Here is a 22,223-nt window from a genome sequence, read left to right as displayed (position 1 = left end):
GATCCGATCGGCTGATTGCATGGAGGACCGAAAGCGGCGGGGCGGCTCACAGGCCGGGATCGTCGAACTGGTCGAGAAGAAAGTCGACCGGGGCGAGGCCCGAGGCGGCGGATGCGCCGTCGTGGAGAAGCTGCTCCGTCCAGATGACCTTGCCGTGAGGGGTGTACCGCGTCCCCCATCGCTGGGCGAACTGCGCCACCAGGAACAGTCCCCGCCCGCCTTCGTCGGTGGTCGCCGCCCGCCGCATGCGCGGCGACGTGCCGCTTCCGTCCGACACCTCGCAGATCAGACACCGTCCGTGGAGCAGCCGTACGCCGACCGGTGGCGAGCCGTACCGGATCGCGTTCGTCACCAACTCACTGACGATCAGCTCCGTGGCGAATGCGGTCTCCTCCAGCCCCCACTCCAGCAACCTCTCCCGGCAGCGCGCCCGTACCGAGGGAACCACCGCCGGGTCCGGCGGCACGTCCCACATGGCCACGTGCGAGCGCGGGAACCTCCGGGTACGTGCCGTCAACAGCGCGATGTCGTCGGAGGAGGGCGACGGCTTCAATGAGTCGATCACCGCTCGACACGTCTCCTCCGGCGAGCGGCCCCCGGACTCGCCCAACGCCCGGCGCAGTCGCTCCATCCCGACGTCGATGTCCTGGGTACGGTCCTCCACGAGGCCGTCGGTGTACAGCACCAGTTGCGAACCCTCCGGCAGGGACAGTTCCACGGTCTCGAAGGGGTAGCCGCCCAGGCCGAGCGGCGCCGAGGCCGGCACGTCAGGACAGGTGACCGTCCCGTCCGGGCGCACCACCACCGGCCCCGGATGCCCCGCACGGGCCATCGTGCAGGCCTCCACCACCGGGTCGTAGACCGCGTAGAGGCAGGTCGCTCCGGTCACGCCCTCGCCTTCCTGGCCGTCCCAGGCATCGTCCGTGTGCTCCTCGTTGTCCATGCGGACGACCAGGTCGTCCAGGTTCCCGAGCACCTCGTCCACAGGCAGGTCCAGGGTGGAGAAGTTGTGCACCGCGGTGCGCAGCCGGCCCATCGTCGCCGCCGCGTGCAGCCCGTGACCGACGACGTCGCCCATCACCAGAGCCACGCGAGCGCCCGGAAGCGGGATGATGTCGAACCAGTCCCCGCCCACCCCGGCCTCCGCAGGCATGTACCGCCAGGCCACCTCCAGTGCGTCCTGCTCCGGCTGCCGCCGCGGCAGCAGGCTGCGCTGCAGCGTCACCGCCATCGCGTGCTCCCGGGTGAACCTCCGGGCGTTGTCGATGGCCACCGCCGCCCGCGCGGCCAGTTCCTCCGCGAAGGTGAGGTCATCCGGCTCGAACGCCGCGGAATCCACCGTCCGGTAGAAGTTCGCCACGCCCAGCGTTGCGTTCCGCGCCCGCAGTGGCACGGCCACCAGCGAACGCAACCCGCGCTCCAGGGCCCTCCTGGCGCGCTCCGGATCTTGTTCCCGCCAGCCCTGTGCCTGCCGCAGGTCCGCCTCGAGCGTCACCCGTCGCTCCTGCAGCGCCCGCATCTGCGGCGTTCGACGCGCGAACGAGATCATCTGGCCCCGCGGATACACCGGAATCATCCGCCGGTCGCCGCCGATCGCCGCCCGGCGCAGATGCCGCCAGCCCTCCGCCGTCGGCTCCCACCCCCGCAGCACCGCTTCGAGCAGATCCACCGTGACGAGGTCGGCGAACTGCGGCACCGCCACGTCGGCCAGCTCCTGGGCCGTACGCTCCACATCCAGCGTGGTCCCGATCCCCACCCCGGCCTCGTACAGCAGCTTCAGCCGCTCCCGCGCGACCTCGGCCCGCCCCGAGACCGCCGCCAGCTCCGTGGTGTCCCGCAGAGTCACCACGCTGCCCTCCGGATCGGCCTGCGGGTACGTCGGCCGCTTGTTCACCGCCAGCAACCGGTCCCTCACGAGAAGGACCTCGTCGGTGACCGCCTCCGGCGACGACAGCAGACGCGTGATCGGCTCCGGCAGTCCCAGCTCCTGCACCGGGCGCCCCCGCGGGTCCGCCGGCAGTCCGAGCAGCCGTGTCGCCTCGTCGTTGGCCATCAGCAGTCGTCCGTCGGCGTCGGTGATCAACACTCCTTCCCGCACCGCGTGCAGGACCGCGTCGTGGTGCCTGTACAACTCCGCCAGCTCCACCGGGGCCATGCCGTACGTCTGCCGCCGCAGCCGCCGGGACACGAACCTCGTTCCCGTCACGGCCAGCGCCAGCGCGGCCACGCCGCTGCCCAGGATGATCGGCACCTCCGGCAGCCACAGCCCCGCCACGTTCCTGACCGTGATTCCGGCGGAGACCAGGCCGACCACCTTGCCGTGCGAGTCGGTCACCGGGACCACCGCCTGCACGTCCGTCCCCTTGCCCGCGGGCAGCGGTGGCCCGCCGGCCTGCTCGACGACGGTACGGCCCTTCAGCGCCGGTTCGATGGTGCCGACGAACTTCTTCCCGATCTCCCGCGGGTAGGGATACGTATAACGAATCCCGTCCGTGTTCATGACGATGACGAAGTCCACGCCCGCGCGCTTGCGCGCCTCCTCGGCCCGAGGCTGGAGCACCGCCGTCGGATCCGGGCTCTGCAGCGCCTCGGCCACGCCAGGAGCGCTCGCGAACGACTGCGCCACGATGATCGACTCCCTGCGCCCCTGCTGCAAGGCGTCATTCGCCGCCTGGAGCACCATGACCCCCACGGCGGCCACGACCAGCAGGACCACGATCACGACCTGGAGAAGGAACATCTGACCGGCCGCACTGCGCAGGTCCAGCAGGGAGGCGCGACGTGCGCGCGAGCCCCCGACGGGCGGATGTCGTTCCGGACCCCGTGGGCGCCCGGAAAATGCTTCCATACACCCTTGATAACACCGCTGCGAGGAAGCCGACGCACGGACCCGGCAGGCCGCGGACGGCCTGCCTGAGGGCATGGTGCCGCACGAACTTCACGTCACGCGAGACAACCTCTGAGCCTTGATCGGTGCGGCCGACCTGGCGGCCTGCTCGATCTTCGCGCAGTGGGCCGCACGGGCTTCCTCGTCGATCTGCTGCTCGTTCTCGGCGCGCACCCCGGTCCGGCCGTCGAGGGCCTCGCGCAGGATATCGGCGTGCCCGGCATGCCGGATGGACTCGCCGAGGACATGGACCATGACGGCGAACAGGTTCGTGTTGGGGCAAGGCTCCGGCCACCACGGCACGTGGCCGGGGGCATCGAGGGGAAGCTCGTCGATCGTCGCGTCCGAGTGTTCCCATGTGCGCCGGTAGAACCCGATGATCTGATCGCGGGTCTCGTCCTCGGTCGCCCACAGATCGCTGCCGTCGGAGTCCTGCCACCGGGGCAGCGGTTCCGGGGAAGGGCGGTCGAAGACCTCGCCGAAGTACCTGGCCTCGACGGTGGCCACGTGTTTGACCAGGCCGAGGAGGTTGGTCCCGGTAGCTGTCAAAGGTCGGCGGGCGTCGTATTCGGACAGGCCGTCGAGTTTCCAGAGCAGCGCCTTGCGGTCCCGCCGCAGTCGCCCGTGCAGGTTGTCCTTCGCGAATTCATCGATCATGCGACATGAGCCTGCCATGGGCTGCTCCCGCACAGACGGCTCACGGACGGCCCCTGGAGGCATGGCAAGCACCCGGGTCCCGGAACAGACGGCTGCAGGCCCCGCTTGCCGGCTGGACAGAGGCCGCCCCGGCCCGCCCCTACAGCACGGGCAGGTTCTTGCGCAGCTCGAATGCCGTCACCTCGGACCGGTACTCCTCCCACTCCGACTTCTTGTTGCGCAGGAAGTGAGGACGGCCTCGAGCGACCTCGCGCGATCGGCGTCAGAGCCGCGCTGACCATCAATCGAGCGGCCGTCATCGGTCGTCGTTGGCCGCCGTGGGCCACCCTTCGACGGCCCAGGGACGGCCCAGCATCAGCCACTCAGACGCACCTAATACGGACGGGGTAACCCCTCCCGGGCGCTATGAGGCGATCGGCGCTGTCGGCGCCGAACACCTGTGAACATCAGGAGTGATCGAAGGCGCGCCCCTTGCGGCGACGAGCCACGCGGGAGTTCCGGTCTGACCGCCTGTCCACCTGTGCCGCGCAGTGCGGCCGTGGCCGTGTCAGACCGCACGGTGCCGCCGCTGTCCGCTGTCCGCTGTCTTTGATATCTGTTATGGATGTCACCTCATATCAGCTGAGGTCACTTGCGACGCTTGCGCATCTTCGCCTTGCGTTCGGCTTCCTTGCGCTTCTCGATGGTGTACGACGACCACTCGCCACGGTGCAGGTTGCATCGCGACGCACCGACCATCGCGAGCCGCCGGCACCTAGTGCCCTTCTCCGTGAGCGCTCCACATCTGGACTGCGTACGAGCCACGTCTCCCACCCCCGGTCTCGAACGTTGTGCGGACCAGCGCAGGATTACTAGGCACGTGTGCTCTGCGGAAGGCGCACTACTCCGCGCAGCGATGCACGGCGGCTCAAGGCGGTTGCTCGGGGGCGCAGCTGGGCTGATGGGCCACGACATCAGTGAGCCCTCAGCTTGAGAGGGTGCGATCGTGTGGACCTCTTGGGCACTGACCTGGGTGAAGGACCGAGGATCGACCTCACCAAGCTCATCGTAGTAGTTGATCAATCCTCGGCATTGGCGATTGTGCCACTGTCTGGAGGTCCCCACTTCACCAAAATCGATGGTGATGCCGCGCCCCTAGCCCTATATTGACCTGATGGAAAATAGTCCTGAGGTCTGGACGCCCCATTGGGTGGGGCAACTTCCAGAACTCGAAATCGTGGCAATCCCAGACGCGGAGAAAGATGAATTTATTCATCACCTCTTCGAGTACATGCAGCAAACGTTCAATCACGGCTACAGCAGCCAGACGCGAACGGACCAGAGGTTTGGGCGAGTAGATGAGTGGAGGCTCAACACCTCCGACGGTCGTGAGCTTCCCCGCCTGTGGGTGATAAATCGCCCGGATGGGTTGATGCTTGCGTTGGCCGGCCAAGGGGAACAACGCAACGAGGAAGTTGCAGTATGGCGCCAGGGGATTGAGTCGGCAATCGTGCGCTTGGGGACGCGAACTGAGAGGGAGTGGATTGCAATCCTCTCCCAGTACCAGCCTGATTCCTACATGCTGAACGGGCAGCGCCTCGGAGATCCCTTCACTGCGGGAGACTTGTCATTTGCCTCACTCACTGATGGCGTTTCAGAGGATGCTCGAGTTCCTCTAAGTGGCATAGGGGTGGCGGCTGGGCAATTTTGTCACTGGCCCATCGAGGTGCGTGGATCGACTTCCTGCTACACCTGGCTTAGAGATGGTGAGGTCACGGCGCTGGCCCGATTGAGAAGACTCAGCGCGCTTCTTTCGCTAACATGGGATAGTCCATGGACTGTTCGCGAAGGGCCCCGCGACCCCGCCGTTTCTTTCTCTGAGGCGGATGCCCCACTCCAGGGCCACTCATGGCGCCCTATCGCTGATGAAATCCTCCGGGATAGCGGTAGGAAAATTTCTGTGCCAGCGTGGATTATCGATGCTGAACGGATCATCATTCAGATTCCACGATTGGCGCACGCGCTGCTCATGCATCAAGAGGGGCTGATGCTTAGACGAGACCATCCCTCTATGGCATTGGTCTGCTTCACGGCAGCCGTTGAGACACTCGCTCAAATCAACAAGAACCCTGAGAAATGCGGGGAGTGCGGCATGGTACTCAGCAGCCGTAAGCGTTTCGAAGATGCCATCCGAGGTGTCCTTGATGAAGAACAGGCGACATACCTAGCGAAGGCATACCCTCAACGCTCAAGAACTGTTCATCAAGGCAGGCTTCACGGAACCGAGATGCAAATTAATAGCTTTGGCCGAATGAGTCTTTTCATGGAAGATGAGGAGATGCTTTTCACAGCCGGAACGGTTCAGTCAGCACAGGAAGCAAGCAAGAGGCTACTACTGGGGTCGTTCGGCGTGTGAGCAGGAAAGTTTCCACGGAAGACTAGACCTGCTTAGGGGTTCGATGCCCCCTCGCTTCAGGTGCTGTCCGCGGTTGGTGAGGCAGCCAGGCTTGGACGCTGGCGTGCATGCCCGTCCAACACCGTTTCGTCAGCAGTTGATACCAGAGGCCTCGTCAAGCTGGAGCGTCCGCGGGGGGTGGGGTGGCTTCCATCCCCTCAACGTCACCGATTAGTTCGCGCACGCTCCCGTACCGATGAGCGACATCATGCGCCGTACATTTCCGTACAACCTTGCTCGGCGCGTCATCGCGAGACAGAAGGGCCTCCCTTCCACTGAAAATATAGGAAAGCACCCAACCGATCGAGTAGATTTCATTGCGCACGCCGTAGTCCTTAAAGCTCTCCAGGACAGGATCCCGATAGGTTCCACGCATCTCTGTCTTTGTTCGCGTGTACTCGGAATTCTTATCTTTGGCGAGGCCGAAGTCTGACAGTTTCACGAGTACAGCCCCGCCATTGAAGGTCTTTATGAGAACGTTCTGAAGGCTGACGTCGCGGTGAAGCAGGCCTTCAGTATGAATGTAATTGACACCGTACAAGAATTGCAGCGCGATTCTCTTCCGCAACGAGAACGACAAGGTGCTATTAAACTTCTTGATGTACTTGCGGAGCGTGGACTCGCAAAACTCCATTTGATATTCATTGCGAATTGCGTCGTACTGGAATACCTCAATTATATACGGGAACCGTAGGCGCTTCAGGATCGCAAACTCTTGCTGGAACCGGTGTAGATCCCGTGCGCTCAGGTTTTTGTTGGCACGCTTGACGGCGAACTTAATGCCGTAATCAGGGTCGACAAAAGAGAATACCTTCGCGTACGAACCCTCGCCGATCAGTTGCAACTGGGTGCGTTGGCTGGACTTCTTTAGCTTGATCTCAGTGTCTGAGCGGGAAAAAACTGGCTCGTACTGGATGAGCGTGATTTGTTCGAAGTCATCCGGGATTGTGCTGCCTCCGCTGCCCACCAGCCATGATTGGCAACTCTTTATGGCGCCTGCGTAGGATGCAGCTAGGTCCACCTGAATGCCGGCATGCTTGAGCGAATTCAGGAAATTGGCGACCTCCTTGACAAGTGCAAGCATCTCCCTGCTCTGTTCGGCCCAGTAGTGGTGGGTCGTCTCCGCCCTGTCGTTGATGGATGCGAAATGACCGTTCAGACGCTCGTGCAGGCTGGCGAAAGCACGGTCGAAGCGAGAGTCGCTCACATATAGACGAAGGAAAGTATTTGAAACTTTCGCGTCTGCATACGCATTCGAGAGGTCGGCCAGCATTAGCTCTGTAGGGTCAGCCACTTCTCTATCCTCCTGGCGGTTTGCTCGCCTTCCTCCTCCTATGCCTATCCAGGTTAAGGTTCGTTCGGGGCTTGCGGCACGAGAATCCGGGAAAGGCGCAAGATCGGCGTCTCGCCCACGACTCGCCCCCCTCGCTCTCATCCCGTCCGCCGTCGACCCACACGTCTGTGGAGCGGGCGTGGTTCATGGCGTCCCAGGCCATCACCGTCCTGCCCGGCCAGCTCACCCCCGCCCGGCCCGCCGACGACACCACCTCGAGGAGCGCCTGAGATGGGTAAGCCCGACACCCGCCGCCTGGACAAGGCCATCCATGAGGCGACCCGCAAGCTGGAGGCGGTCCGCCAGCGGGAGATGTGGCCGCTGGACGGACGTGAGCGCCGCGCCGTCCTCGGTGCCGTGGCGACCGGCTCGTACCGCGTCGTGCGGGGCAACAGCCCCGGACGGGCGGAGCGGAAGATCGAGACCGCGTGGCAGTCCGCTGAGACCCGGCTCGTCGCCGAGATCTCCGCCCTCCAGGCCGAGCGTCAGCGCGTCGTCAACGCCGCCGCCAAGACCAAGGCCGCGAAGAAGTCGTCGGGGTGGTGGTGAGCGTGGCTGTTCCCGAGACGCCTCCGGGGCAGTGTCCGCAGTGCTGGCAGCACGCCTACGACCGCAGCATCCACCGCCGCCTGGGGCCGCGTGAGGACTGCCCGCAGTGCGTGGACCACATGCGAAACGGCCACCCCTACCTCGTCCCCAAGAAGCCCTCCCGGTGGTGGTGAGCATGCCTCGCACCGCTGGCAGCGCGACGCGGGTCCTGATCTCGCACTTTCACTGCCCGGACTGCGGACCGCTGGTGTTCGGCGTGACCCGGGCCGTCTGCGGCCAGGTGATCCCCGCCCCGGTCGTCGGCACCGGCCCCGCACGCAAGTGCCCGGCCTGCAAGACGGCCCTGCGCACCCACCGGCACTGATCCCTCCCCGCCGCCCCGCCCGCAGCTGTGCGGGCGGGGACGGCGCTTCCCCAAGCTTCCCGCCCGACCGGGCTGACAGGAGTTCCGTCATGAGTGAACCCGCCACGGAGGCAACACCGGTGGGAACCGTCCACCGCCTGGACGACCACCGCACCGGCCGCAAGGCCTGGGTGGTCGACCTGACCAAACCCGACACCAGCACCATCCCCGCACCGGCCACGGCCACGGAGGCGGACGCGGAGCCGTCTCCGGCGGGCGAGGCGGTTGACCGGCTGGACAATCCGCTGGCCGACTGGCTCACCCTCCCCGACGCCCCGGTGCTGCCGGTGTGGGCACGCTCCAGCGCATCCGTGCTCGCACACGTCCGGGCGTTCGGGCGGCTTACCTGGTGGCACACCCGCTACCACGGCTTCCGCGCCCCGAAGTACCTGGTCAAGACCGTGCTGTTGGCCGCCCGCGGCTTCTACCGGGCCGTGGTCGGGCTGTGGCCGACGCTGTCGGCGCAGGACCACACCGCGACCGTCAAAGCCCTGCGGGCCCAGGTCAAGGTCCGCCCCGAGGACGTCGACCTGGCCGCCCGGCTCCAGGCCGCGCACTGGGCCCGGACCCAGACCCGCCGCTGGCGCTTCGGCACCGCCGCCGTCGGCGTCGCCGTCGCCGCAGCCGGGATCGCGCTCGCCCCGCCCCTGCTCCAGGCGGGTATCACCACGGCCGTGGTCACGCCGCTGGCCTATCTGGGGCGGGGCAAGGAGACGTCTCCCCTGGCTACGGCCGGATGGTCCGCCCCTCACGAAACAGCTCTTGTTCACCAGGCTGGACGGTGCCGGCGCGGTGCGGCGAACCGACTTCAACGTCCACACCTGGAAACCCGCTCTCGTGGCGGCGAAGGTGATCCCGCAGCCGGAACCGGGGCAGAGGTTCCAGGCCGCGCGGGAGCACGGCATGCACGCCCTGAGGCACTTCTACGCGTCGGTCCTCCTGGACGCCGGCGAGAACATCAAGGCACTGAGCCAGTACCTCGGGCACAACGATCCGGGCTTCACGCTCCGCGTCTACACGCACCTCATGCCGAGCAGCGACGCACGGGCCCGAAAAGCCGTCGACGGCCTCTACGAAGGCATCGTCTCGGTGCCGAATGTAGCTTGACTGCGTTGGCCCGCTCGTCGCTTGGTCATTCCGCACCGGCGGAGGGTCCTTGGGCGATTCCCGACTAGGAGTTTGGCCGGACGGTCGATCCGCCCGGCCGAACCGGTGTAGCGCGGACAACCGAGGAGCGTTCCGTGCCGCTGTCATTCGCTGCTGGTGATCCATAGCCGTATACGGGCCCGCCCTGGCGGCCGTTGTCGATTGCGGCGGTGCCCAACTGATTTCCGTTGGGCTTCCTTACGCCTCTCCACGGTGCACGACGCCTCCCGGCAATGCGGGTTGCATCGCGATGCGCCAAGAACAATAAGGGCTTCGCAAGTGGCTGACACCTCGACTGCGCGTCAATCAAAGGAAATTGATGAATAATCAACTATTGAAACCCTCAACTAAGCTTTGGGTTACTCCAGATGCACCTTCGGCCTAATGGGTACATGCTGAGAATTGAGCGGAGTTCCGGGGGGCTACCGTGGACATCACCCGCTTCAGTACACGCAGTTGGAGGAAGCGATGGCAGGCATACCTGTCACGACGAATGAAACTCTGTCGGTGATTACCGGCGCTACTGCGAGAGCAGAGTGGGATCGCCTGAGCAAGAGTTACTCGCAGGTGTCCAAGCTGCGAGAAGCTCTTCCCGTAGTTCTCGGAGCTGACGTCGCCGACGCCAACGTGCAAGATCCGATCGGCCTTCGCGGAGATTGGGCCCTGGACAGGGAAGTTCACCCGCGAGGGCGCGAGAACGGTCCAGGAGTAAGCCAGATCAAGTCTGCGCTTATCGTCAACAGCATGACCTACGACAACAAGCTCGTGGCCATGTGCGCGAGCGTGATCAGGGGGGACCCGGCGGGGGAGGAGGAGGTGCAAGCCTTCACCCTCGAAACGTCAAGCGACAATTTCCTGGATGACGTCACGGAACACTTCATCGACGACACCGACGGACAGCTGCGAGAACGGTCCGGCGGCTTCTGGGACGTGCTCCTTGACTGCCTCGCCGATAACTGTGGGCAAACTTGCCTCAGCGCCGCTATCAGTTGCTCCAAGAGCAGCTGGGCCGAGTTCCTCATTTGCCTGGCAGGTAGGTGCGGACTCTGCGTCGTGAAGTGCCACGCGTGCGCCGGATGTCAATGCTCATACTGGTGCGTACCAGTCGCCGGTTGTTGCGGTCAAGGATCCGAGTGAGGGTCACATGGCTAGGATTCAATGGCTGGAAGTGCCGATTCGGCTGCCGGCCCACGAGGGCGCCACGGTGGACACGAGATACCAAGTCGGTGACGCAGTAGTCGTCTACAGGGACGAGTTGGCATATGTAGGACTCGCCGATCAACGCGCTGCCGAGGAGCTCCTGGCCCACCCGGATGTCCGGGCGCTCAGCGCTCGTGAGATGGAGCGAGTGCAGCCCGTTCCCGGACTGTCATTGACCTGGGCCAGCTTGGAAAACCAGGTTGTCCATCTAGGCAAGCATCCGCCACGCCGGCACCCGCTAGGTCTGGGAGATGCGATCGCACTTGTCGCACGACGCTTTCGAATCCCAGAATGCGGAAACTGCGCTCAACGGCACGGTCGACTGAACAAGATCAAGATTTGGGGGTGGTGGAGACACCAGACAGCATCCAGAAAGCTCACGAGGACGCGACAAGCAGGAGGCGGGGATGACCACGTATGACACGGATCTGAAGAAGAGCGTGGCCGACAGCACGTTCAGGGACGCCGCTCTTTTCGGGATCGAGGCATCAGGCGCAACGGTGCTCTTCGGAAAAAGCGCTCTGCGGCTCCCGGTGGCGATTTCCGACGCCCCCGGCGGAAGGGCTTCGATCCACGACATGTCCGAAAGTCAGCCGACTCTGACGGGCGTCTATGTCGTCGACCAGCAGATCGTGAAGGAGCTTCTTACGCGGACGGGCGAGATCTCATACAAGGCAGAGCTTGCATCCCGGGATGGGCAGAGCCTGTTCGAGGGCACGGGCAGCCTGGAAATGATCAACCCCGAATTCGGCCACAGTAAGATCGTCTTCCATGGCAAGTACAAGCAGTGGGCACCGACGCTCCTCGGCCTTGATGCCGACGCCCCTGCTCAGTGGGAGAGGGTCTCCTTCGGCTGGAGCTGCGTCGCCCTCTGACTCTGGTCGTGAAAGGCCGCGGCCGCCGTCGCGTCACCGTACGGTGACGCGACGGCGGCCGCCTGCCCTGCCCCACCACCGCCGCCAAAGGCCGGCCCATGGCGAGCGTCCAGTCACCTCGCCCGCCGCGGGGCGGGAAGACTTAGGTGGTCGAAGCAACAGGCGGGTCAGTGAGCCGAGCGAGCCTTGATCGACGAAGCGAAAGCGCAAAGAGGCCCTACAAGCCTCAGGCAACGCTGACGGCCTGCCTAGCCCCGCAGCTGTCGGCGCGCACGAAGCACTACAACGCGGCGGGGCTTCGTCTTGACGGCCCAGAGACGGCCCAGACTCTGATGAGGGGCGGCGGTGCCGACGGTCCACGCCCGTCAGCCCCAGCAGTCGGACCAGCGCAGTACACGCTGTGAGCCCCCCCATGACCTGTGCCTACAGCACGGGCAGGTTCTTGCGCAGCTCGAACGCCGTCACCTCGGACCGGTACTCCTCCCACTCCGACTTCTTGTTGCGCAGGAAGAAGTCGAAGACGTGTTCGCCGAGGGTCTCGGCGACCAGGTCGCTGCTCTCCATGAGGGTCAGGGCCTCGCCGAGGTTCTGCGGGAGGGGCTCGATGCCCATGGCGCGCCGTTCGGCGTTGGAGAGGGCCCAGACGTCGTCCTCGGCGCCCGGCGGGAGCTCGTAGCCCTCCTCGATGCCCTTCAGGCCGGCGGCCAGCAGAAGGGCGTAGGCCAGGTACGGGTTCGTGCCGGAGTCCAGGGAGCGGACCTCGACCCGGGCGGAGCCGGTCTTGCCGGGCTTGTACATGGGCACGCGGACCAGGGCCGAGCGGTTGTTGTGGCCCCAGCAGATGTAGGACGGGGCCTCGCCGCCGGCGCCCGCCGTGCGCTCGGAGCCGCCCCAGATGCGCTTGTAGGAGTTGACCCACTGGTTGGTCACGGCGGAGATCTCCGCGGCGTGCCGGAGCAGGCCGGCGATGAAGGAGCGGCCGACCTTGGAGAGCTGGTACTCCGCGCCGGACTCGTAGAACGCGTTGCGGTCGCCCTCGAAGAGGGACAGATGGGTGTGCATGCCGCTGCCGGGGTGCTCGGAGAACGGCTTCGGCATGAAGGTGGCGTGCACGCCCTGCTCCAGCGCGACCTGCTTCATGACCAGGCGGAACGTCATGATGTTGTCCGCGGTCGACAGGGCGTCGGCGTAGCGCAGGTCGATCTCCTGCTGGCCCGGCGCGCCCTCGTGGTGGGAGAACTCCACCGAGATGCCCATCGACTCCAGCATGGTGATCGCCTGGCGGCGGAAGTCCATGCCGACGTTGGTCGGGGTGTGGTCGAAGTACCCGGAGTTGTCGGCGGGGATGGGGCGGGAGCCGTCGAGGGGGCGGTCCTTCAGCAGGAAGAACTCGATCTCGGGGTGGGTGTAGAAGGTGAAGCCGAGGTCCGAGGTCCGGGCGAGGGCGCGCTTGAGGACGTAGCGCGGGTCGGCGAAGGAGGGCGAGCCGTCCGGCATGAGGATGTCGCAGAACATGCGGGCGGTGCCGGGGGTCTCCGCGCGCCACGGCAGGACCTGGAAGGTGGAGGGATCCGGCTTGGCGATCATGTCCGACTCGTAGACCCGGGCGAAGCCCTCGATGGCCGAGCCGTCGAAGCCGATGCCCTCGTCGAAGGCCTGTTCCAGCTCGGCGGGGGCCACGGCCACGGACTTCAGAAAGCCCAGCACGTCCGTGAACCACAGGCGTACGAACCGGATGTCGCGCTCCTCCAAGGTCCGGAGCACGAACTCCTGCTGCTTGTCCATCTTCCGCTTCCCCATCCTTGCTGGTCAGGCCGCCGGTTCCCGGTGCCGCGGGAGGCGGTCGGGCACCTGAGCATCCCACCACAACACCATTTCATGCGCGTTGCGGACCTTGATCGCCGAAGCGACTCCGGGCTGAACGCCTCTCGTACGGCAGGTGTACTGCCCTCTCGCCCATCTTGCCTGCTCGCCCCGGCATCCGTCATGGCCGATCCGCGTCGTGGAGTGAGTTTCCGCGGGCCGCCCCCTTCCCCGTCGAAGGATTCCGTGCCCTCTCTACGGAAGCGCCACTCTCGCGCACTACGATCAGCGGGCCCGACCCCTTCTATCCGCCCTTTCCCCCAGAAGGACTCGCCTCATGGGTTCCGCCAAGAACAGCAGCACCGCGGCGCGCAAGGCGCGCATCGAGGACATGCGGCGCGCCGAGCGTGCCCGGGAACGCCGCAACCGGGTGCTCACCATCGCCGCGAGCGTGGTCGTCGTCGCCGGTCTCGTGGTCGGCGGTGTGGTGCTCGTGAACAAGCAGTCCGACAAGAAGGACTCGGTGGCGAGCGGCGACGCCAAGAACTCGGGCGACTCCGGGCACTTCACCACCGGCAAGGACGGGGTGCGGGCGTGGTCCGGGAAGCTGGCCCGGACGCACGTGACGACCAAGGTGTCGTACCCCATGCACCCGCCGGTGGGCGGCAACCACAACCCGGTCTGGCTCAACTGCAACGGTGACGTATACACCGAGCCGGTGCGGGACGAGAACGCCGTGCACGCGCTGGAGCACGGCGCGGTCTGGGTGACGTACACGGCGAAGGCGAAGAAGGCGGACGTCGACGCGCTCGCGGCGAAGGTGAAGAAGACGCCGTACTCGCTGATGAGCCCGTACGCGAACCAGGACGCGCCGCTGATCCTGTCGGCGTGGGGCCACCAGGTGACCGTGAAGAGCGCGAGCGATCCCGAGGTGGACAAGTTCTTCGCCGCCTATGTGCAGGGGCAGCAGACACCCGAACCGGGCGCCTCGTGCACCGGCGGGGCCATGAAATGAGCCGGCGGTACATCGGCTGGGTGGCGGGGGCCGCGGCGGCGGTGCTCGTCGCCGCGGGCGCGATCACGTACGCGGTCGCGGAGGACACCGGCGGTTCGGACCCGAAGACGCCGGCGGCGGACTCCGCCGACGCCGGGTTCGCCCGGGACATGGCCGTCCACCACCAGCAGGCCGTCGAGATGTCGTACATCGTGCGGGACCGCACCGGCGACGAGGACGTCCGGCGGCTCGCCTACGACATCGCGCAGACCCAGGCCAACCAGCGCGGGATGCTGCTGGGCTGGCTGGACCTGTGGGGCCTGCCGAAGGTGTCGGCCGACCCCCCGATGACCTGGATGGGCATGGGTGACATGGCCTCCGGCAAGGACGGCGCGCTGATGCCCGGTATGGCGACCAACACGGAGCTGAAGAAGCTGCGGTCGCTGAGCGGCAAGCAGGCGGAGGTCCTCTACCTCCAGCTGATGACGGACCATCACAAGGGCGGTATCCACATGGCCGAGGGATGCGTCGCCAAGTGCACCGTCGGTGTGGAGAAGAGGCTCGCGCAGGGCATGGTGGACGCGCAGCAGTCGGAGCTCCAGGTGATGGCGGGGATGCTCGAGGAGCGCGGGGCGCGACCGCGTTCGTGAACAGCCGGCAGGCCGTTCCGTTATCCAACCGTGAGGGATGAACGACGCAATTCACCCCAAGTGACGGGCACTTGAGCTTCTCTTGACCTTCACGTTCCCCTGGCATGAACGGTTCATCGCAAGAGTGGCCACCGTCGTGTGATCCATTCGCCGGCCGATACCGCCGCGGGCCGGCGCGCAGGAGCTCGACGTTCCAGCCACTACATGCATGCGAACCGCATCGCAGGGGGTTCTATGAGATCCAACCGCGCCAAGGTGCGCGCCGGTGTGAGCATGGCAGCGACACTGCCCATGATCGCCGGTGCGCTGGCGCTGGGCATACCCGCGGCACAGGCCGCGGACAGCCCCGCACGTGACGTACTGAAGGGTTCCAGGCCGCTCTGGGCGACGGCCAAGGCGGACAGGGGCGCGGCGTCGAACAGCGCCCAGGTCAAGGCCCGGGTCTACCTGGCCGGCAAGGACGCGGCCGGACTCGCCGCCTACGCCAAGGCCGTGTCCGACCCGAGCTCGCCGCTCTACGGCAAGTTCCTGAGCGCCAAGAAGGCCGAGTCCCGTTTCGGGGCCACCAAGGCCCAGGTGAGCGCGGTCAAGTCCTGGCTGAAGTCCTCCGGTCTGGAGATCACCGAGGTCACCGCGCACTACGTCACCGTCTCCGGTGACGTCGCCGCCGCCGAGAAGGCGTTCGGCACCCAGCTGCACAACTTCGCCAAGGGCTCGAAGACCTACCGCGCCCCCGCGCAGACCGCGTCCGTGCCGGCCGGCCTCCGTGGCGCCGTCCTGACCGTCACCGGCCTGGACAACGCCCCGCACAAGTCGTCCCACCACGACCAGCTGCCGCCGCCGGACGCCGTGTTCAAGAACGCCGGGCCGTTCTCCTCGTACTACGGCTCGAACACCGCGAGCACGCTGCCGGACGCGTACGGCCACAAGATCCCGTACGCGATCAAGGGCTACACCGGCAGGCAGCTGCGCGCCGCCTACGGCGCGGGCACCTACACCGGCAAGCACGTCCGCGTCGCCATCACGGACGCCTACGCCTCGCCGACCATCGCCTTCGACGCGGGCAAGTACGCGCAGAAGAACGGTGACGCGGCCTGGAAGACCGGTCAGCTGCACCAGGTGCTGCCGAAGAACTACACGAAGACCGAGGAGTGCGGGGCGGCCGGCTGGTACGGCGAGGAGACCCTCGACGTCGAGGCCGTGCACGCGGTCGCGCCGAACGCCGACGTCACCTACGTGGGCGCCGCGTCCTGCTACGACGACGACCTGCTGGACTCGCTCAGCAAGATCGTCGACAACCACCTGGCCGACATCGTCTCCAACTCCTGGGGCGACATCGAGGCCAACCAGACGCCGGACCTGGCCGCCGCGTACGACCAGGTCTTCCAGCTGGGCGCGGTCCAGGGCATCGGCTTCTACTTCTCCTCCGGCGACAACGGCGACGAGGTCGCCAACACCGGTACGAAGCAGGTCGACACCCCGGCCAACTCGGCGTGGGTGACCGCGGTCGGCGGTACCTCGCTGGCCGTCGGCAAGGGCGACAAGTACCAGTGGGAGACCGGCTGGGGCACCGAGAAGGCGACCCTGTCGGCCGACGGCAAGAGCTGGGCCGGCTTCCCCGGCGCCTACACCTCGGGCGCGGGCGGCGGCACCAGCAAGACCGTGCCGCAGCCGTACTACCAGAAGAACGTCGTGCCGAAGGCGCTGGCCACGGCCAACAACGCCGCCGGCAACCGCGTCGTCCCGGACATCGCGGCCATCGCCGACCCGAACACCGGCTTCCTGGTGGGCCAGACCCAGACCTTCCCCGACGGCTCGGAGAAGTACAGCCAGTACCGCATCGGCGGCACTTCGCTGGCCGCTCCGGTCATCGCGGCGGTCCAGGCCCTCGCCCAGGAGGCGCGCGGCGGCAAGGCGCTCGGCTTCGCCAACCCGGTGATCTACGCCAAGTACGGCAAGAAGGGCGTCTTCCACGACGTCACGGACAACCCGACGGGCTCCGGCCTGGCGGTCGCCCGTGTGGACTTCGCCAACGGCTTCGACGCCGCCGACGGCCTGCTGACCTCGGCCCGCAGCCTGGGCAAGGACAGCTCGCTGTCCGCGGTGAAGGGCTACGACGACGTGACCGGCGTGGGCTCGCCCGCGAACGGCTACGTGCAGTCGTACCGCAAGCACTGATTCCGCGGATCGGCTGAGCGGATCGGCCGAGGGGCGTGGGGTGCCGGGCACCCCACGCCCCTTCGTCATGCCGGGCACCCGCTTCAGGGGCGCAACGCCCCCGACTCCTCCGGCAGATGCGAGGTGACGACCCGCCCCGCGGACGCCGCCGGGAGCTCGTCCCGGCGGCGGTCGACCGCGTGGGCCACGCCCGCCACGCCCAGGCCCAGGACGGCCAGCACGGCGCCCGCGAGGGCCGGCGAGGTGACGCCGAAGCCGGCCGCGAGGGCGAGGCCGCCGATCCAGGCGCCGCCGGCGTTCGCGAGGTTGAAGGCGGCCTGGTTGGCGGAGGAGGCGAGGGACGGGGCCGCGGCGGCCTTCTCCATCACCATCAGCTGCAACGGCGAACCGGTGACGAACGCGGCCGTGCCGAGGAGGGTCACGGCGACGGCCGCGCTCCACTCCGAGCGCATCATCAGCGGGAAGAGGGCCAGGACCGCGGCCAGGGAGGCCAGGCCGCCGAAGAGCGTGCCGCGCAGGGAGTGGTCGGCGAGACGGCCGCCCAGGAGGTTGCCCGCGGTGGCCCCCACACCGAAGAGCGCGAGGAGCAGCGTCACATTCCCCTCCGCGAAGCCGGCGGAGTCCGTCAGCATCGGGGTGACGTAGCTGTAGGCGGCGAAGAGCGCGCCGAAGCCCGCCACGGTGGTGCCGAGGGCCAGCCAGACCGGCAAGGAGGTGAGGGCCGCCAGTTCGCCGCGCAGGCCGGTCGCGGGGGCCTGGGTGTGGTCGTGCGGGATGAGCAGGGCGAGCGAGGCGATCGCGGCGAGCCCGATCACGCTCACGCCGAGGAACGTGGCCCGCCAGCCGAGGTGCTGGCCCATCAGGGTGGCGGCGGGCACTCCCGCGATGTTGGCGACGGTCAGGCCGAGGAACATCAGGGACACCGAGCGGGCCTTGCGCTCCGGCGGCACCATCGCGGTCGCGACGACCGCGCCCACGCCGAAGAAGGCGCCGTGGGGCAGGCCGCTGAGGAAGCGGGCGGCCAGCAGGGAGCCGTTGCCGGGGGCGAACGCCGAGAGCGCGTTGCCGACGACGAACAGGACCATCAGGCCGATGAGGACCGTGCGGCGGGACATGCGGGCCGTGACCGCGGCCAGCAGCGGGGCGCCGATGACGACGCCCAGCGCGTAGGCCGAGACGAGGTGCCCGGCGGCGGGGATCGAGATGTGCAGGTCGTCCGCGACATCGGGCAGCAGGCCCATCATCACGAACTCGGTGGTACCGATGCCGAAGGCGCCCACGGCGAGGGCGAGCAGGGCCAGGGGCATGAAGGGACCTCTCAGAGCGACGGTGTACGGGGTTCGAGTCCCGCAGTAAGTTCCCCGTCGGAACAAATGCTCTCAGGCCCGGTATTCCAGCGGGTTACGAGCCTGTGTCCAGCTTCACACGGGCAGCCACCGGCAAGTGGTCGCTGCCCGTGCGCGGAAGCGTCCAGGAGCTCCCCGGCTCCACGCCCTTGACCATGATCTGGTCGATCCGCGCCATCGGGAACGAGGCCGGCCAGCTGAACCCGAAGCCGCTGCCCGCCGCGCCCTGCGTGGAGCGCAGCTGGGAGGTGACGGCGTTGAGCGAGCGGTCGTTCATCGTGCCGTTGAGGTCGCCGAGCAGGACGACCCGCGGCAGCCGCTCGTCGGCGATGGCCTCACCGAGCGCGTCGGCGCTCTTGTCGCGCTGCCGCGCCGTGAACCCGGCCTTCATCTTCACCCGCACCGAGGGCATGTGCGCCACGTAGACCGCGACCGGGCCCTGCGGGGTGGCGACGGTGGCACGCATCGCGCGCTTCCAGCCGAGCTTGATGTCCACGGCCCGTACGTCGGTCATCGGGTACTTGCTCCACAGCCCGACCGTGCCGACGACCGCGTGGTGCCGGTAGGTCCCCGCGAGCGCCTTCTCGTAGACGGGCAGGGCGGAGGCGGGCAGCTCCTCCAGGGCGAGGAGGTCGGCGCCGGACGCGGCCACGTCGGTGGCGGTCGCGGCCGGGTCGGGGTTGTCCGCGTTGACGTTGTGGGTGGCCACCATGAGGTCGCCGCCGCTGCCGGTCTTGTCGGTGAGCAGCCCGCCGAAGAGGTTCAGCCACACGATCGCCGGGAGCAGGAGCGCGATGAGGGCGGTCGCCGACTTCCGGACCAGGGCCAGTACCAGCAGCACCGGCACGGCCACGCCGACCCAGGGCAGGAAGGTCTCGGTGAGGGAGCCGAGGTTCCCCACCCGGTTGGGGATGCGGGAGTGCACCAGCATCACGAGGGCGAGCAACAGGGCGAGCACGGCGAGGACGATGCCCCGCCGCCAGATCCGTGGATCGCCGCGCCACCCGTGCAGCAGCCTGTGCGCGAGGCGCCGAAGCCGGGATCCTGGTCGCTCGGGCCCCGAGCCGCCGTTGTCCGTCTCCGTCATGTACGCCTGCTGCGCCATACCGTCTGCCTCACTGCCTGCCGTGCACACCGTCCGCCCCCGTGCTCTTCCGACCCTAGGGGATGATCGGCTCCGTTCCGCCGTCCCATGACGGCCGTACGGAAGACGATGACGAACGAAGCGGGGCCGGGAGTTCCGGTCACCCCCGTGGCACGCGTGGTCTGTGACGAAACGCGCACATTGATGCTACGAGGCTGTCGAGCTGACGGGTCGTAGGCCCGCGAGGACCGTGTCGACGATCCGCTCCGCGAGATCCTCGGGGAGTTCGCCGTCGGGACGCATGATGGTGCGCACCAGCATGGGGCCGCTGAACAGGTCGTTGGCCAGTTCCAGGTCGATGTCCGGCCGCAGTTCGCCGTTCTCCTGCCCGCGGCGCAGCACTTGCAGCGAGAGCGCGCGCCGGGGCGCGACGACACCGGCGTGGTAGGCGGCCCAGATCTTCGGGCTGGACTTCATCTGGGCGTACACGTTGTGCAGGATGGCCGACGTACGGCTCCTGAGTCCGCGCTGGCGCAGCGACTCCAGCAGGACGACGAGGTCGTCGCGCATGGAGGTGCCGGGCAGTTCGGGGTCGGGGGGTTCGGCGGCGCGCAGGACGTCGACGAACAGCTCCTCCTTGCCGCTCCAGCGGCGGTAGATGGTGGCCTTGCCGACGCCGGCCGTGCGGGCGACGCGCTCGATGGAGACCTCGGCGAGGGGCACGCCCTCCTCCAGGAGCTTCATCACGCCTTCCAGGATGGCGTGTTCCACGGCCTCACTGCGCGGTCGGCCCCGCGCGGGTGTGACCGGTCGCGTCCGGCTGTCGGCAAGGCTCACTCGATCCGTCCTCTCGATGGGCTGCGGGAATTGTCCCGCAGCCTCCTCCTTCCCCCGTGGAACCGCACCGGTGCTCAGTCCGCGGCGGCGACCAACTCCGCTTCCTTCTCGCCCTTCTGACCGGCCGGCGGCTTGCCCGGCAGGAACAGGGCGGTCACCACGGCGCCGATCAGCGCGACGCCCGTGCCGCACAGGGCGGTGACGTGCATGGCGTGCAGGAAGGCGTCGTTGGCGGGGGTGATCAGGGCCCTGCCCTGCGGGCCGAGCCTGGCGGCGACGCCGAGGGTGGCCTCGATGGACTCGCCGGCGGTGTCGCGCAGGCCGGCCGGCAGCGCGCCGAGCTTGCCCTCGATGCCGTTGCGGTACGCCGTGGCGAGCACTGAGCCGAGGACGGCGATGCCGAGGGCGCCGCCGACCTGGCGGAAGGTGTTGCTGAGCGCGGAGGCGGAGCCGGCCTTCTCGCGCGGCAGGGCCTGCATGATGACGACCGAGGTCGGCGTCATGATGTGCGCCATGCCGGTGCCCATGAGGAAGAAGACGACCTCCAGCAGCCAGATCGGGGTGTCCGCCTCGAAGGTGGCGAACACGGCCAGGGTGGCCGCGATCAGCAGCAGGCCCGCCGTGGTGGTGGCCTTGTTGCCGAACCGCTCGACCACCAGCCGGGCGCGCGGTGCGAAGATCAGCTGGGCGAGGGCGAGCGGCAGCATCAGCACGCCGGACTCCAGCGGGGAGTAGCCGCGCACGCTCTGGGTGTAGAAGACGCCGAAGAACGTGACGCCCATCAGCGCGAAGAAGACCAGCGCGATGGCGCTCATGGCGGCCGAGAAGACCTTGTTCTTGAAGTAGGTGACGTCCAGCGACGGGTGGTCGCTGCGCTTCTCGTAGACCACGAACGCGGCCAGGACGAGGAGTCCGGCGACGATCGTGGCGAGCACCTTGGCGTCGGTGAAGTCGGCCAGCTCGCCGCCCTTGATGATGCCGTAGACCAGCAGCACCAGGCCGACGACGGAGAGCACCACGCCGACCGGGTCCAGGCGGCCGGGGCTGGGGTCGCGGGAGTCGGGCACCAGCCAGGTCATCAGCACCAGCGCGACGATCACGATCGGCACGTTGACGAAGAAGACCGAGCCCCACCAGAAGTGGTCGAGGAGCGCGCCGCCGGTGATCGGGCCGATGGCGATGGCGAGGCCGACACCGCCGGCCCAGATGCCGATGGCCTTGGGCTGCTCGTCGCGCTCGAAGACGTTCATGAGCACGGCGAGGGTGGCGGGCATGACGAAGGCGGCGCCGAGCGCCATCAGCGCGCGGAAGGCGATCAGCTGCCCCGGGGAGCCGGACTCGGCGGCGAGCGCGGAGCCGATGCCGAACACGGCGATGCCGCCGAGCAGCACCTTCTTGCGGCCGACGCGGTCGCCGACGAGTCCGGCGGTGAACAGCAGGCCGGCGAAGACGAGGGTGTAGGCGTTGATCGCCCACTCGATCTCGCTCTGGGTGGCGCCGAGGCCGATCGGCGCGGGGGTGGAGATGGTCTTGATGGCGACGTTCAGGATGGAGTTGTCGAGCACCACGATCAGCAGGCTCAGCATCAACACGCCGAGGATCGCCCAGCGGCGCCGGTGCACCGCTTCCGGTATCCGGGAGGCAGGGACGGGACTTGTCATGCGTCCGAGCCTAGAACCATTTCGATACGGAACCGTCTCGTATCTTATTTTCTTTACCAAGGCCTTACACGATTCCGGCCATGGGCGGGGATCACGGGGCCCCCTCTGGTCGTGACTGGCACGAGGTGCCACCATGGAGAGGATCCGGGGACGCCGTGAGGGCGCCTCGAGATGACTGAAGGAGCC

The 22,223-nt window shown here is 67.3% G+C and carries 18 protein-coding genes and 2 pseudogenes; 10 read left to right on the top strand and 10 right to left on the bottom strand.

Going from position 1 to position 22,223, the window contains the following annotated elements:
- Positions 1 to 46: 46 nt before the first annotated feature.
- The 3 genes and pseudogenes from BLW57_RS27460 to BLW57_RS43155 all read right to left on the bottom strand — a co-directional run.
- Positions 47 to 2,740, bottom strand: a complete 2,694-nt coding sequence (locus BLW57_RS27460) for a SpoIIE family protein phosphatase (RefSeq protein ID WP_176985744.1) — start codon at positions 2,738 to 2,740, stop codon at positions 47 to 49.
- Positions 2,741 to 2,938: 198 nt separating this feature from the next.
- On the bottom strand, positions 2,939 to 3,544 hold the full coding sequence (locus BLW57_RS27455; protein ID WP_093478140.1) for a DinB family protein: 606 nt from the start codon (positions 3,542 to 3,544) through the stop codon (positions 2,939 to 2,941).
- 139 nt (positions 3,545 to 3,683) lie between these two features.
- A pseudogene (locus tag BLW57_RS43155) lies at positions 3,684 to 3,770 on the bottom strand (glutamine synthetase); the annotation flags it as partial.
- Positions 3,771 to 4,697: 927 nt separating this feature from the next.
- On the opposite strand from BLW57_RS43155, the gene BLW57_RS40975 reads away from it, so the two are divergent.
- Positions 4,698 to 5,939, top strand: coding sequence for a hypothetical protein (locus tag BLW57_RS40975; protein ID WP_143051623.1), 1,242 nt, complete (start codon positions 4,698 to 4,700; stop codon positions 5,937 to 5,939).
- 154 nt (positions 5,940 to 6,093) lie between these two features.
- Here the strand turns inward: BLW57_RS40975 and BLW57_RS27445 are convergent, their stop codons facing one another.
- Positions 6,094 to 7,272, bottom strand: coding sequence for a protein kinase family protein (locus tag BLW57_RS27445; protein ID WP_256339604.1), 1,179 nt, complete (start codon positions 7,270 to 7,272; stop codon positions 6,094 to 6,096).
- A 270-nt stretch (positions 7,273 to 7,542) separates the two neighbouring features.
- Here BLW57_RS27445 and BLW57_RS27440 point away from each other — a divergent pair, with 270 nt between their 5' ends.
- The 3 genes from BLW57_RS27440 to BLW57_RS27430 are packed head-to-tail and all read left to right on the top strand — an operon-like array spanning position 7,543 to position 8,224.
- The gene (locus tag BLW57_RS27440) at positions 7,543 to 7,860 is read left to right on the top strand and encodes a hypothetical protein (protein WP_093478137.1); all 318 of its coding nucleotides are present in this window, start codon (positions 7,543 to 7,545) and stop codon (positions 7,858 to 7,860) included.
- Complete coding sequence (locus tag BLW57_RS27435) at positions 7,854 to 8,033, top strand: pRL2-8 (protein WP_371127814.1); 180 nt, start codon at positions 7,854 to 7,856, stop codon at positions 8,031 to 8,033. Before BLW57_RS27440 ends, BLW57_RS27435 begins: the two co-directional genes overlap by 7 nt.
- Before the next feature lie 2 nt (positions 8,034 to 8,035).
- Entirely contained in the window at positions 8,036 to 8,224 is a 189-nt protein-coding gene (locus BLW57_RS27430) for a hypothetical protein (RefSeq protein ID WP_093478136.1), read from the top strand.
- A 463-nt stretch (positions 8,225 to 8,687) separates the two neighbouring features.
- Here the strand turns inward: BLW57_RS27430 and BLW57_RS43150 are convergent, their stop codons facing one another.
- Complete coding sequence (locus tag BLW57_RS43150) at positions 8,688 to 8,945, bottom strand: hypothetical protein (RefSeq protein WP_176985372.1); 258 nt, start codon at positions 8,943 to 8,945, stop codon at positions 8,688 to 8,690.
- A gap of 35 nt (positions 8,946 to 8,980) precedes the next feature.
- Between BLW57_RS43150 and BLW57_RS27420 the strand changes: the two are divergent.
- From BLW57_RS27420 to BLW57_RS27410, 3 genes and pseudogenes are all read left to right on the top strand, one after another.
- Positions 8,981 to 9,370 (top strand): annotated as a pseudogene (locus BLW57_RS27420) (tyrosine-type recombinase/integrase); the annotation flags it as partial.
- A gap of 783 nt (positions 9,371 to 10,153) precedes the next feature.
- Positions 10,154 to 10,546 (top strand): hypothetical protein, encoded by a 393-nt coding sequence (locus tag BLW57_RS27415; protein ID WP_093478134.1) that lies wholly within the window; start codon positions 10,154 to 10,156, stop codon positions 10,544 to 10,546.
- 470 nt (positions 10,547 to 11,016) lie between these two features.
- A complete protein-coding gene (locus BLW57_RS27410) occupies positions 11,017 to 11,484 on the top strand; it encodes a hypothetical protein (RefSeq protein ID WP_093478133.1) in 468 nt (155 codons plus the stop codon).
- Positions 11,485 to 11,907: 423 nt separating this feature from the next.
- On the opposite strand, the gene glnA is transcribed toward BLW57_RS27410, so the two are convergent.
- Positions 11,908 to 13,269: a type I glutamate--ammonia ligase gene (glnA, locus tag BLW57_RS27405; RefSeq protein ID WP_093478131.1), complete on the bottom strand. Its 1,362-nt coding sequence runs from the start codon at positions 13,267 to 13,269 to the stop codon at positions 11,908 to 11,910.
- A 355-nt stretch (positions 13,270 to 13,624) separates the two neighbouring features.
- Here glnA and BLW57_RS27400 point away from each other — a divergent pair, with 355 nt between their 5' ends.
- From BLW57_RS27400 to BLW57_RS27390, 3 genes are all read left to right on the top strand, one after another.
- Entirely contained in the window at positions 13,625 to 14,302 is a 678-nt protein-coding gene (locus BLW57_RS27400; protein WP_093478130.1) for a DUF3105 domain-containing protein, read from the top strand.
- Positions 14,299 to 14,931 carry a DUF305 domain-containing protein gene (locus tag BLW57_RS27395; protein ID WP_093478128.1) on the top strand — a complete coding sequence of 211 codons (633 nt, stop codon included), beginning with the start codon at positions 14,299 to 14,301 and terminating at the stop codon, positions 14,929 to 14,931. Before BLW57_RS27400 ends, BLW57_RS27395 begins: the two co-directional genes overlap by 4 nt.
- 234 nt (positions 14,932 to 15,165) lie before the next feature.
- Entirely contained in the window at positions 15,166 to 17,109 is a 1,944-nt protein-coding gene (locus BLW57_RS27390) for a S53 family peptidase (protein WP_093478127.1), read from the top strand.
- Positions 17,110 to 17,192: 83 nt separating this feature from the next.
- Here the strand turns inward: BLW57_RS27390 and BLW57_RS27385 are convergent, their stop codons facing one another.
- The 4 genes from BLW57_RS27385 to BLW57_RS27370 form a co-directional block, all read right to left on the bottom strand.
- Entirely contained in the window at positions 17,193 to 18,416 is a 1,224-nt protein-coding gene (locus BLW57_RS27385; RefSeq protein WP_093478125.1) for an MFS transporter, read from the bottom strand.
- A 94-nt stretch (positions 18,417 to 18,510) separates the two neighbouring features.
- Positions 18,511 to 19,560, bottom strand: coding sequence for an endonuclease/exonuclease/phosphatase family protein (locus BLW57_RS27380; protein ID WP_093478124.1), 1,050 nt, complete (start codon positions 19,558 to 19,560; stop codon positions 18,511 to 18,513).
- Between the two features lie 186 nt (positions 19,561 to 19,746).
- The gene (locus BLW57_RS27375; RefSeq protein WP_176985743.1) at positions 19,747 to 20,376 is read right to left on the bottom strand and encodes a TetR/AcrR family transcriptional regulator; all 630 of its coding nucleotides are present in this window, start codon (positions 20,374 to 20,376) and stop codon (positions 19,747 to 19,749) included.
- Between the two features lie 74 nt (positions 20,377 to 20,450).
- Positions 20,451 to 22,037: an MFS transporter gene (locus BLW57_RS27370; RefSeq protein WP_176985742.1), complete on the bottom strand. Its 1,587-nt coding sequence runs from the start codon at positions 22,035 to 22,037 to the stop codon at positions 20,451 to 20,453.
- Between the last annotated feature and the right edge of the window lie 186 nt (positions 22,038 to 22,223).

The sequence above is a fragment of the Streptomyces sp. 1222.5 genome (assembly GCF_900105245.1).
GTDB lineage: Bacteria > Actinomycetota > Actinomycetes > Streptomycetales > Streptomycetaceae > Streptomyces > Streptomyces albidocamelliae.
Note: the sequence above shows the minus strand (reverse complement) of the source record. Positions and strands in the feature narration are given on the sequence as shown.

What these genes read in the sequence shown, in the direction of transcription:
- BLW57_RS27455 (WP_093478140.1), bottom strand. Translation starts at nt 3,544, where the DNA reads ATGATCGATGAATTCGCGAAGGACAACCTGCACGGGCGACTGCGGCGG.
- BLW57_RS27440 (WP_093478137.1), top strand. Translation starts at nt 7,543, where the DNA reads ATGGGTAAGCCCGACACCCGCCGCCTGGACAAGGCCATCCATGAGGCG.
- BLW57_RS27415 (WP_093478134.1), top strand. Translation starts at nt 10,154, where the DNA reads ATGACCTACGACAACAAGCTCGTGGCCATGTGCGCGAGCGTGATCAGG.
- BLW57_RS27385 (WP_093478125.1), bottom strand. Translation starts at nt 18,416, where the DNA reads ATGCCCCTGGCCCTGCTCGCCCTCGCCGTGGGCGCCTTCGGCATCGGT.
- BLW57_RS27370 (WP_176985742.1), bottom strand. Translation starts at nt 22,037, where the DNA reads ATGACAAGTCCCGTCCCTGCCTCCCGGATACCGGAAGCGGTGCACCGG.
- BLW57_RS27460 (WP_176985744.1), bottom strand. Translation starts at nt 2,740, where the DNA reads ATGTTCCTTCTCCAGGTCGTGATCGTGGTCCTGCTGGTCGTGGCCGCC.
- BLW57_RS27380 (WP_093478124.1), bottom strand. Translation starts at nt 19,560, where the DNA reads ATGGCGCAGCAGGCGTACATGACGGAGACGGACAACGGCGGCTCGGGG.
- BLW57_RS27390 (WP_093478127.1), top strand. Translation starts at nt 15,166, where the DNA reads ATGAGATCCAACCGCGCCAAGGTGCGCGCCGGTGTGAGCATGGCAGCG.
- BLW57_RS27430 (WP_093478136.1), top strand. Translation starts at nt 8,036, where the DNA reads ATGCCTCGCACCGCTGGCAGCGCGACGCGGGTCCTGATCTCGCACTTT.
- BLW57_RS27410 (WP_093478133.1), top strand. Translation starts at nt 11,017, where the DNA reads ATGACCACGTATGACACGGATCTGAAGAAGAGCGTGGCCGACAGCACG.
- BLW57_RS40975 (WP_143051623.1), top strand. Translation starts at nt 4,698, where the DNA reads ATGGAAAATAGTCCTGAGGTCTGGACGCCCCATTGGGTGGGGCAACTT.
- BLW57_RS27395 (WP_093478128.1), top strand. Translation starts at nt 14,299, where the DNA reads ATGAGCCGGCGGTACATCGGCTGGGTGGCGGGGGCCGCGGCGGCGGTG.
- BLW57_RS27400 (WP_093478130.1), top strand. Translation starts at nt 13,625, where the DNA reads ATGGGTTCCGCCAAGAACAGCAGCACCGCGGCGCGCAAGGCGCGCATC.
- glnA (WP_093478131.1), bottom strand. Translation starts at nt 13,269, where the DNA reads ATGGACAAGCAGCAGGAGTTCGTGCTCCGGACCTTGGAGGAGCGCGAC.